1 protein-coding gene is annotated in these 286 nt (G+C 66.1%); it reads left to right on the top strand.

Annotated elements, in window-relative coordinates:
* The coding region (locus EIK80_RS25660; protein ID WP_370450265.1) for an alpha/beta fold hydrolase at positions 1-286 on the top strand (286 nt) is incomplete at both ends.

Genomic DNA, 286 nt, shown 5'->3' with positions numbered 1-286 from the left:
ATGATCCGCTGGCTGACCGGCCAGGGCTTCACGGTGTTCGTCGCCTCGTGGGTCAATCCGGACCAGCAGCTCGCGGCCAAGACCTTCGAGGACTACATGCTCGAAGGCATCTACGACGCCACTCAGCAGGTCATGACCCAGTGCGGCGTCGATCGGGTCAACACGGTCGGCCACTGCATCGGCGGCACCCTGCTGTCGGTCGCCCTGGCCCACATGGCCGTGCGGGGCGACAAGCGGATCAATTCGGCCACCTTCTTCGCCGCCCAGCAGGACTTCGCCGAAGCCG

Source organism: Caulobacter sp. 602-1 (genome assembly GCF_003931565.1).
Taxonomy (GTDB): Bacteria; Pseudomonadota; Alphaproteobacteria; order Caulobacterales; family Caulobacteraceae; genus Caulobacter.
This window is presented reverse-complemented; position numbering and strand designations above follow the sequence as displayed.